Source organism: Streptomyces sp. NPDC060027 (assembly GCF_042737005.1).
In the GTDB taxonomy this organism is placed as follows: Bacteria; Actinomycetota; Actinomycetes; order Streptomycetales; family Streptomycetaceae; genus Streptomyces.
In genome coordinates this window covers 1-10390 of record NZ_JBHWVI010000273.1, presented here as the reverse complement: position 1 = coordinate 10390, position 10390 = coordinate 1, and the positions used below count along the sequence as shown (strand labels likewise).

At 70.9% G+C, this 10390-nt stretch carries 8 protein-coding genes; 3 read left to right on the top strand and 5 right to left on the bottom strand.

The window, feature by feature from the left end; genetic code table 11:
* Positions 1 to 107: 107 nt before the first annotated feature.
* Complete coding sequence (locus ACFWBT_RS38235; protein ID WP_385707994.1) at positions 108 to 344, bottom strand: hypothetical protein; 237 nt, start codon at positions 342 to 344, stop codon at positions 108 to 110.
* 397 nt (positions 345 to 741) lie between these two features.
* A complete protein-coding gene (locus tag ACFWBT_RS38230) occupies positions 742 to 2784 on the bottom strand; it encodes a hypothetical protein (protein ID WP_385707991.1) in 2043 nt (680 codons plus the stop codon).
* Between the two features lie 698 nt (positions 2785 to 3482).
* Between ACFWBT_RS38230 and ACFWBT_RS38225 the strand changes: the two genes are divergently transcribed.
* Positions 3483 to 4289 (top strand): TNT domain-containing protein, encoded by an 807-nt coding sequence (locus ACFWBT_RS38225; RefSeq protein ID WP_385707988.1) that lies wholly within the window; start codon positions 3483 to 3485, stop codon positions 4287 to 4289.
* Between the two features lie 25 nt (positions 4290 to 4314).
* Positions 4315 to 4686, top strand: a complete 372-nt coding sequence (locus ACFWBT_RS38220) for a hypothetical protein (protein ID WP_385707985.1) — start codon at positions 4315 to 4317, stop codon at positions 4684 to 4686.
* A 68-nt stretch (positions 4687 to 4754) separates the two neighbouring features.
* Here ACFWBT_RS38220 and ACFWBT_RS38215 read toward each other — a convergent pair whose 3' ends face one another.
* The 3 genes from ACFWBT_RS38215 to ACFWBT_RS38205 are packed head-to-tail and all read right to left on the bottom strand — an operon-like array spanning position 4755 to position 9462.
* Positions 4755 to 6728, bottom strand: coding sequence for a copper resistance CopC/CopD family protein (locus ACFWBT_RS38215; protein ID WP_385707982.1), 1974 nt, complete (start codon positions 6726 to 6728; stop codon positions 4755 to 4757).
* Between the two features lie 42 nt (positions 6729 to 6770).
* Positions 6771 to 7403: a GNAT family N-acetyltransferase gene (locus ACFWBT_RS38210; protein ID WP_385707980.1), complete on the bottom strand. Its 633-nt coding sequence runs from the start codon at positions 7401 to 7403 to the stop codon at positions 6771 to 6773.
* Entirely contained in the window at positions 7393 to 9462 is a 2070-nt protein-coding gene (locus tag ACFWBT_RS38205; protein ID WP_385707977.1) for a penicillin acylase family protein, read from the bottom strand. The genes ACFWBT_RS38210 and ACFWBT_RS38205 overlap by 11 nt, the downstream gene beginning before the upstream one ends.
* 133 nt (positions 9463 to 9595) lie before the next feature.
* On the opposite strand from ACFWBT_RS38205, the gene ACFWBT_RS38200 reads away from it, so the two are divergent.
* Positions 9596 to 10177: an HhH-GPD-type base excision DNA repair protein gene (locus ACFWBT_RS38200; protein WP_385707974.1), complete on the top strand. Its 582-nt coding sequence runs from the start codon at positions 9596 to 9598 to the stop codon at positions 10175 to 10177.
* The last annotated feature ends 213 nt before the right edge of the window (positions 10178 to 10390 follow it).

Sequence of the window (10390 nt, the reverse complement as noted above, 5' to 3'; positions counted from 1 at the left end):
CGAAAGGCCATGGCGCGGCCGGTATGACCGTTCGTGACCGCTCTACACAGAGCTACGGATCAGAAGGCGCCGCGCCCCAGTCGTGCCCGATCAAGCGGTAGTCCATCTCAGCTCTCCAGGTCCGGCCATCCATCCCTGTTGGAGTAGCTCTCGCAGCAGTACCGGGTCAAGCGGTTCCACTCCTTCCCGGTAGCGAGTTCGTACGCCTGATCCGGCACGTACAGCAGCCACTCCCCGTCAAACTCGGTGGAGGTGTACGGGGCGAACTTGTCGACGTCGAAGAAGACGCCTTCCCATACGGCTCGTCCCGCGGCGACGACAGCGCCACGGGCGTACAGGAACACGTCGGCAGACTGTGGGAAGGCTCGCCGTTCCGGTCCGTCATGTCGGCAACCGGAAGCGTCCCGAACTTCTCTTGGTCCAAGCGGTAGAGAGCCTCGGCATGACGTTCCGCGAAGCCGATGATGTCGGGGACGGAACGGCGGCTCAGCTCCTCGGCCAGGCGCCGGCAGCTCGCCTCCGTGGCTTCGCCGTTCAGGGTGGCTATCAGTGCCCAGAGGCGGCCCATGTCATTGTCACTGGCGCAGGATGCCAGAACGGTCTGACATCCACGGCTGACATCAACGAGGCCGGACGGCGGCATACACCAGCACCCCCAGGCGACCGCCGGACCAGCCGTCGACGGCCCCGAACGCGGGCGTAGATCGAACTTACAAGGCGGCGGGCCTGTGGGCCCTGAGATCAGGGGAGGCCGCCGACGGGTGCGGTCACTGCTGCGGCTTCGACCTCGGTTTCGGGGGCTACCGGGATCTGCGGTGTGCGGAACCAGTTGAGGAAGCCGAGGGCAGCAGCCGGGACCACCAAATAGAGGAGCAGGACGATCAGGGCCTGTGTCGTTCCGTGGCCGTCGAAGTAGATCGTGTTGCGCAGCAGGATGTAGGCGTTGCGGGGTGGCAGGTAGGGGCCGATGGCACTCCAGAAGCCCGGGAGGTAGGGGACGCCGTTGGCTCCGCCGGAGGAGGGGTTGCCGAAGAGGATGACCACGACGACGGTCACGAGTGTTCCCGCGGCGCCGATGAGTTTTTGCAGGACGGCGGCGACGAAGGCGACCGCGGCGATGATGAGGGACAGGATCGGCCAGACGATCCAGAACTTCTGGCTGGGGTAGCCCTGGAGCCAGTAGCACACGATGAGGTTGACGACCAGGCCGGCGACGATGGCGTAGCCGACGATGACGGCCGCCCGCCAACGCCCCGTAGGAGTACCGGTCGCGGTCTTGAGCATGGTGGCACCCATGTAGCCACCGACGAGCAACGGGACCAGCAAGAGCGAGACGACGACGCCGAACGGGTCCTTCTTGGCCAGCGGATGCGGTGCGTACTGCTGGAGGGTGAGCGGCCGACCGGTGCTCTTGGCTGCGGCCTCGAAGGAGGTTGCCAGGTCCAGCGGAGCGACGTCACTGATGGTGGGGACGACGATCAAGGTGTCGGACTTCTGTCCGGGGACGAGCGCCCCGTAGATCTTGGCCTGGTCGATCGCATGCTTGGCGGCCGACTCGTCCGTGTAGTGGCTGACCTTGAGTGAGATGTTCTTCTGGGCCGCCGACAGGACCGGGGACTGGGCTGTCGCGCCGAACGGCATGTCGTTCGCGACGGGCGAGTGCCCGGAACTCATGTAGTTGGCGGTGAACAGGCACTGCATCACCCCGGCGATCACCAGCGCGGCGACGAGCCGGACAACCGGCTTGGGGCCCGAAGCCTGCGCGGCCGCTGAATCCGTGTCCTCGGAGGGGGCAGCCTCTCCGGGTGGGTTGACCGGTCCCCACCGTCCCAGGTATCCGATGATGAGGGCGCCCAGCAGCGCGTACGCACCGAGGACGATCAGCGGTGTCGTGATGTTGTTGCCGCCGAAGTAGAGAACGTTACGCAGCAGAGTGACGGCGTGCTGGGGTGGGAAGACGGCGCCGATGTGCTGCCAGTAGGTGGGCAACAGAGCCAGTCCGCCGCCGCCTGCCGATGCCCCGCCCAGGAAGATGAACAGGATCACCACCAGGAGGGTGCCCAGTGGTCCGACCAGGCGTTGGAGGGCGGCGGACGCCAGTGCAACCGCGGCGGCGATGAGGATGAAGCACGGCAACAGGGGCCAGAAGTGGCTGTTGGCAAAGGCGCCGAGGCCCGGACCGGCGATCAGGTCGGTCACCAGGGCGCCGGCCGTGGCGTAGCCGAGCAGGATCGCCACCCGCCAGGGTGCGGCTGCGGTCTTGGTGGTCTTGAGCACCAAGACGGCGGCGAGGTAGCCGCCGACCAGCAGTGGGACCAGGAGCAGTCCCGAGACACCGCCGAGCCGGTCACTCAGTGGCAGCGGCTTGAGTGTCTGCACCGTCAGGGGCCGCCCGAGCTTCTTGGCCCCCTCCGCGAACGCGCCCTCGATCTCGACCCGGCCGAAGAAGCTCTTGGCGGGAACGACGATCAAGGTGTCGCTAGCCTTGCCGGGCAGATAGGCGCCATAGATTTTGCTCTGGTTGACCGCGTCGACTACGGCGGCTTCGTCCTTGTAGCTGAGTGTGTGGAGCGACATCTTCGATGTCACCGCGTTCACGACCGGGGACGCGCCGGTCACCCCGAACGGCATGTTGCGTGGCACCAGCAGTTGGAGCGCACTGATCAGGCAGAGCGCGAACAGGCTCTGCAGGACCACCACGATCCCCAGCGCTACCAGGACCTTCTTCACCATGCGTACGCCACCCGCTTCTGTGGAGCCCCGCAGCCCATCGGTACGCGGCACGGCCACGTCATCTCGACTGCTCAGCCGAGGCGTAAAGGAAGCCAGCGGCCTGGACCGGTCAGCTACTCTCCGCACTCGTTCATGGACGCTACGTCTTCGGCGTGCTCTCGGCGCGCTGAGAGCGCAGCCGGGTGCAAGCGAGGAGGGACGAGTACGGAGCTGCCGACAGTCCAGCAGCAGGTTTGGAGGACGCCGTCACCTGGGCGGCCAAGCGGACGGCTCCACGCGCCGGAACGTAGAGGGGCACACCACGACACCCCCAGGCCGTCTCAGTTTCCGTCTCATCCAGCGACGTTCACCGTCGTTCAGGCGGGTCCATCAGCGGAAGACGTCCCGGCGTTCACCCGCCCACGAACGCAGGTGAACGCCCCTGCACACCGCTCCGCAGCCCACCAACACAGTTGGAAAGCGTGTTGGGGGCAACCCCTCACGAGTTCGAATCTCGTATCCTCCGCCATTGCTCTCACCGGGCAATACGAAGAAGGTCCTGACCGGTTTCGACTGGTCAGGACCTTCTTCGCGTTCCGGGTCGGGCTCGAGCGGGCCGGGCATCGCGCGCCGCCGAGCGGTCAGTCCCCCGGGTCTCCGCGTCGGCCCGCCATCCGGCCGTACAGCTGTTATCGCCTCTCGGGGTCTTGGCACAGATGAGGTCGAAGGGCGCATACAGCGCCTCGGACACTTCTTGTCAGGAGTCTTCGTTGAGATCGTTCCGTTGGTCCGCGTCTCTGGCCTCGGTGGCCGGCCTCGCCGGTTCCGTGCTGCTCGGCACCTTCGCCGCCGTTCCCGCGCAGGCACAGACACCCGCCGCCGCCCCTGCCCTGACCGCCGCCGCGCCCCAGGGGCCGGACACGGCGACCTCGCCCGTCGGCACCGCGCAGCCGAAGGGAAGCAATCCGTGGGCGCCGCAGACGGAGTGCCTCGGGCTGGTGCCGCCGCCCTACGCGTACGCGACGCAGTCGCCGTCCGTGTGCGGCGACTGGCGGTTCGGCCCGGTACACCTGCCGAAGACCGGCGTTCTCGGCGGCATCCTCAGCGGCTACCAGCGGTTCGGCCAGCTCACTCCCGTGGAGTTCCTGAACAAGTGGTGGAACCCGACGGCCGACTTCGGCCGGGGCGACTGGCGGTACCCGCCGGACCAGGGCTTCGCGCACAACAACACCGGGCAGGTCATCGCGGGCCCCGTGACGCTCCACCCGGGCGACCTGGTGGACCGGTTCGGCGACGAGTTCGGCAGGTACCTGGCGCCGGCCGGAGCGAAGTTCGCGCAGCGGGCGCTGCCGCCGTCCAACCTCAACACGTCGGATCCCCGGTATCCGTACAACTACCACCTGTACCGGGTGGTGAAGGACACCGTCCTGTGCGCCGGGCCCCAGGCCGCGGCGTTCGAGCAGCCGGGCCAGGGCGTGCAGTACGTGACCTCCCCCACGTTCTGCCCTAGGTCGGGGGTCGTGGACGGCTCAGTCAACGGTCTCCTGGCCAGCGGCAACATCCAGCGCGCGAACTGACCGAGCGGAACTGAAGGCCGGCGCCATGGACAGGCACCAGTTGTGCGCGGCCCTGCGGGCCGCCGGGGTCCCGGCCGGGCGGTACGAGATCGCCGGCTGTCCCGGCGGTCCGTGGCCGGCGGACCGCCTCTTCCTGGCCGAACAGGACGGCCGGTGGGTGGTCGGCGTCCACGAACGCGGTCGGCGCGAGGTGGTGGAACGGTTCCCGGACGAGGACGCGGCCTGCCGCCACCTCTACGGCCTGCTGACGGACGAAGGGCCCCGGCCCGTTCCGCTCACTCCCGAGGAGACCGAGCGGCTGCTGCACGACGGCGAAGCGATCCAGCGCCGGGCCCGCGAGCAGCTGGACCGGGCGCTGAAAGCCGCCCGGCGGCCTCCCGCGGACGGATCACCGTAGAAGGGCCGACCGCGGAATGGCCCCACCGCCGGGCGGTGGGGCCCGACGGCTCCGCCCACTCCACCGGCTCAGTCGATCTTCACGTTCTTCGAGACGGTGATCTGGTCGATGTCGGTGGTGCGGACCGTGACCTTCATGGTCCAAGTGCCCGGCAGCGGAAGGGTGAGGCCGTCGGAGGTCCAGTAGCCGCCCTTGTCGGTGATCTCCGCGTCGATCGGGCCGACCTTCTGTGATTCCAGCGTGAAGGTGAGGCGCAGTTCGGGGACGGTCGCGAGGCCGCCGTCGGGGCCGATGATCACGGCCTGCACGGAGTTCTCGCCCACCCGGCCCGGCGACAGCTCGACCTGGACCTTGCCGTGCCCGCCGGGGGTGCCGACGTCGAAGGGCACGACGGTCGTCGACGAGGTGGGCCGGTCCGCGGCCGCGACGGCGGCGGCGGTCTCCTTGGCCGCGCGGCCCGGCTGGGTCCCGGTCAGCATCGTCGTGATCACGAGCACCAGGATGCCGACGGTGACCTCGGCGAGCACCGACCGGCGCAGGCCCTGGTGACAGGCGGCACCCGCCGCCCCGTCTCCCCCTACGTCCTGCCGACTGTCCGCTCGACCGTCCTCCGGCACCCGCTCGGCCGCGTCCTCCTGTCCGCCGCCCGAGCCGATGGCCGTGTCCGTGTCCCCGGCGGCCGTGCCCGCCGCGCCGGTGTCCTTGTCCGCCGGCGCCCCGGCCGTCACCGCGACCGCCACACGCTCGGCCGGAACGGCGACCGAGGTCTCCGAGGCTTCCGAGCTCTCCCAGGCTTCCGAATTCTCCGAGGTCGCCGTCCGCGCCAGTCGGGCCGTCCACCGTCGCGAGTACGCGGCGCCCACCAGCAGCAGCGCCACCGCGACGATCTTGACGACCAGGAGCCTGCCGTACGACGTCGAGGTCACCGCGTCCCAGGAGCCGAGGCCGCGCCAGGACTGGTAGACGCCGGTGGCCGCGAGAACGGCGACCGAGGTGAGGGCGAGCCGGGAGAAGCGGGTGACCACGGCCGGGGGGATCGGCTCGGCCGGACGGTAGAGGGCCGTCAGCAGGGCGGTCAGGCCGCCGAGCCACACCGCCATGGCGAGCAGATGCAGCACGGAGGAGACCATCGCCACCGGCACCTGGATCCCGGCGGAGGCGTGCTCGGAGGCGGCCCAGGTGACCGCGAGGCCCAGCGAGAAGAGTCCGCCGAGGACGAGGACACCGCGGCCGGCCTCCCGGTCTCCGGCGGGCGCCCGCAGGGGCAGGAAGGCCGCCGCGGCGAGCAGCGCCAGCCGCGCCACCAGCACGATGCCGGGCCGGCTCGTCAGGGTGTCCCGCAGGATCGCCGGGTCGAAGACCTCTCCCGGGCCGGTGCCGCGCTCGTAGGGGCCGCGCAGCAGGAGCAGCGCGAGCGTGGAACCGAGCAGGGTCCACCAGCCGGTCACCAGCAGCCGCCGCACGGAGCCCGGGAAGCCGCAGGCCAGGACGAATGTCGCGGTGCCGATGAGCAGGGCGAGACCGCCGTACGCGGCGTACCGGGCGATGTCGTAGAGGGTGGCGGAGGCGGGATCGCCACCGGTGGGCGGCAGGGGCGCGGCGGTCGCGGAGGGTTTGCCGATGGAGAAGGTGAAGGCGCCGGAGACGGGGTGGCTGTCCGCCGAGACGACGCGCCAGGCCACGGTGAACGTGCCGGTGCCGAGGCCGCGCGGCAGGGTGACGCGGGCGGTGTCGGAGCGGCCGTCCGCGTGGCTCGGTTCGCCGGTGTGGACGCGCCGGTTCTCCGGGGTGAGCACACGGAAGGAGTCGTCGAGCAGCCCGATGGACTCACTGAATGCCAGGGTCACCTGGCGGGGTGCCGACTTCAGGACGACGCCGTCCTGCGGATCGGTACTCGTCAGCGCGGCGTGGGCGGACGCGCCGCCCACGCCCCCGAAGAGCACCAGCACCAGGACACTGCCCAGCAGGGCCAGGGCACGGGCGCCGCGCCGCCGCCGGTCTCGCTGCCTGCTTCCATTCACACGCCGTCTCCGTATCCGCATGTGCAGAGTCTCGGTTACGTACGGACGGGGGCCGCGTCCGGCTCACCTCTGCGCCGTCGAACCCTTCTCGAAGGCCTCCCGAGTGAGGAAGGCGAGCAGGGCGGGCTTCTCGGGCAGACGGACCTCGGGCAGGTCGATCTCGGGGAGCACGATGTCCCCGGCCGGGACGAAGCCCTGCCGGGTCAGGCGGGCGATGGCCTTGGCGTTGCGGGCGTCGGGTTCGACCACGGCGCGCCGCCGGTCGAGGCCCGTCAGCGCGTACGCCAGGAACGCGGCCAGCAGCGTGGACGACCAGCCTGGCCGCGCGCCGCCCCCGGGGGCCGGGGGTCCGATCAGCAGGTGGACGCCGATGTCGCCGGGCCGGACCTCGTAGCACTCGCTGACCCGGTCGGCCTCGGGCTCGTACGTCTGGAAGAGCGCGGCGGGTACGCCGTCCTTGACCGCGAGGAAGGCGTGGTGGGTGTCGAGCGAGTCGAGGTGGAGGTAGGTCTCCAGCACCTGCCGCTTCGTGAACCCGGTCATGCCCCAGTACGCGGCGCGCTCCTCGGTGACCCAGCCGTGAAGGACGTCGAGGTCGGCGTGCGGGTCCACGGGCAGCACCCGGACCGTGCCGAAGCCGTCGACCCGTTGCTCGTGAACGGCCTCACGGGCGTCGGCGTACGTCTCAGTCGTCATGGCTCTCCTTGGTCAGCGCGTTCCAGTCGGTGGTCACCGGGACGAGAACTCCCGCGAGCCACAGGGGGAGTTGGTCCCGGTGGTGGGCCGCGCCGGGAACGCCGTCGGCGCCGAACGGCACCACCCAGAGGCTGTTGTCCCGGTCGGCTAGGTCCCAGACGTACCGGGCCGCGGGTCCGCGCGCGCTCAGGTCGGTCAGTCCGGGTACCGAGGACGTGCTCAGGACACAGTCGTTGTCGCCGGACAGGGCCGGTTCGTCGTACGCGGTGCCGGTGAGCGCCCGCCAGGGGGCGAGGCGATGGGTGTCGCCCCAGGTGCGGGACGCGGGCCGGGCGGCCACCTCCTCGACGGAGGCGCGCACCACGTCGTCGCGGTCGATGCCGTACAACTCCCGCTCCGTCAAAAGGTTATCGAGGGCGAAGGCGACGCGCGGGGTGAGCGCGAGCCACGGCAGGAAGACCTCCGGGTGGGCGGGCGGCTCGGCCAGGACGGCGAGGGCCGGGTGGGCCGCGAGCCGTCGTACGACCGCGCCGCGCACCTCCGCGAACACCGCCGCGGTGCCGCTGTCGGCGTCCATGTGCCGGTTCCAGCGCAGGAGCCGGTCCCTGAGCTCGGCCGGGGGACCGGACAGTTCGAGTGCGGCCAGCCGGTCCAACAGGGCGGCGGCGGAGCCGAGATGGGTGTCCATGTGGATGGCCGGCATGTCCCCCGCCGACCACGTGTCGCCCGCGTCGAGCAACTGCCGGATGCGGGCGGCGCGGTGAGGCGGGGAGAACTCGACGCCGAGCGGGGCCGCGGGGCCGCGCTGGTTCGCCATCACGGCGATGCCGTCCTCGACCGGGCCGTACGGCATCTCGTGCCAGCCGGTCCACTCGTGCCCGGCCTCCCAGGCGGGCACCACCCGGGTGCGGTTGGCCGTGCCGCGGACCGGGACCCGGCCCGCGACGCGGTGCAGCAGCCCGCCCTCGGTGTCGGCGGCCTGCACGACGTTCACCGGTTCCGCCCAGGCGTCGAACGCCCGGTCCACGTCGGCGACGCGGCGGGCCCGCAGCAGCGGGAGGAGCGCGCCGAATCCGAGGTCACCCGTCACGCGGGGCGGACAGCGGAGGCTGATGGACTCCTCGGCACCGACGCCCCCGATCACCACGGGCCCGCGCGCCGTCTCGATCACCTCGACCTCGACGGACGCACCGCCGGCCACCTCCACCCGCTCCACGTGCCGCGCCGCGGGCCGCCACACACCGTCGGGATCGAGGGCCTCGACGGCTCCGCCGTCCCCGGCGTCCGCGCGGCGCAGCCGCTCCCGGTAGAGGTCCTGGTAGTCGGCCATCGCGTTGGTGATCGCCCAGGCGACCGTTCCGGTGTGGGCGAAGTGCGCGATGCCCGGGACGCCGGGGACGGCGATGCCGACGACGTCGAACTCGGGGCAGGAGAGGCGGATCTGCTGGTAGACGCCGGGGTCCTCGATGAAGCGGTGCGGGTCACCGGCGATCACCGCCTGCCCGGTGGCGGTGCGTTCACCGCTCACCAGCCATCCGTTGCTCCCGGTGGTGCCCGGTCCGTCCATGGCGAACAGCCCGACCGCGTCCGCGCCCAGCCGCCGTACGACCTCCTCACGCCACAGCTTGGCGGGGAACCCGGCGAAGAGGATGTGCGTGCCGAGCCAGATCCCCAGCGGGCTCCAGGGGTCCCAGCGGCCCGGAGCGAGCCCGCTCGCCGCGAACTCGGGTGCGCGACCGGCCCCTTCGGCCAGCCCGTCGTTGACCCCGTCGACGTACGCGGCGATCCACGCGGCGGTCTCGGGGTCCCGTTCCGCCAGGGCCTCGAAGCAGCGTCGCGCGGTGTCGCCGAGCTGGGCCTGACGGGCGAACCGGTCCCAGCCGACAGCCTCCTCGCCGAGGAACGCGGCCGAGGTGCCCTGGAAGCGGTGCCGTTCGACCTCCAGCTGCCAGGCCCGGTCCACCGCGGTGATCCGGCCCTGGGCGCGTGCGAGTTCGGTCGCACTGTCGGCGCGCAGGTGCGGGATGCCCCAGGTGTCACGGTAGATCTCGGCGGTCACGGTCCATCCCCACTCTTATCAGGTTAGGCTAACCTAACTCACATCCTGGAGATCGTACGTGCGGGGCGCCCACCCGCCGAACCCGGGCGGTCACGACCGAGCGCCCCGCCCCCGCACGCGGGATCATCGATCCATGGACGTCACTCTTCACCTCGCCCAGCAGCCCGAGGCCGACGAACTGCTCGGCCGCAGCCCGCTAGCGGCCCTGGTCGGCATGCTGCTGGACCAGCAGGTGCCGATGGAGTGGGCCTTCGCGGGGCCGTACACGATCGCTCAGCGCATGGGGGCGGACGATCTCGACGCGCACGAGATCGCCTCGTACGACCCGGAGAAGTTCGCCGCGCTGCTCTCGGCCAAGCCGGCCGTGCACCGCTATCCCGGTTCCATGGGCAAGCGGATCCACCAGTTGTGCCACTACCTCGTCGAGCACTACGACGGAGACGCCACCGCCGTCTGGAAGGACGCCGAAACCGGCGACGAACTCCTCCGGCGCCTCAAGGAACTCCCCGGCTTCGGTGCCCAGAAGGCCCAGATCTTCCTGGCCCTCCTCGGCAAACAACTCGGCGTCCGCCCCAAGGGCTGGCGCGAAGCCGCGGGCCCCTACGGCGAGCCCGAGTCCTTCCGCTCGGTCGCCGACATCACCGGCCCCGAGTCCCTCGCCAAGGTCCGCGCCCACAAACAGGAGATGAAGGCGGCGAAAGCCTCCGGCAAGTAGCCCGGGCCCGGGGAACCGGCGCCCCCACCTACCCGGCACGGATGCCCACCCCCGGGGCTCCGCCCCAGACCCCGCTCCTCAAACGCCGGAGGGGCTGAAACTTGCACCCGCACCCGCAGCGGACATCGCACGGGAGGGGCCGTGCCGGTACTTCCCTATGTCCGTCGCTTACGTTCGGATCGAGCAGCAGTTCGCACAGATAGCCCACGTCTC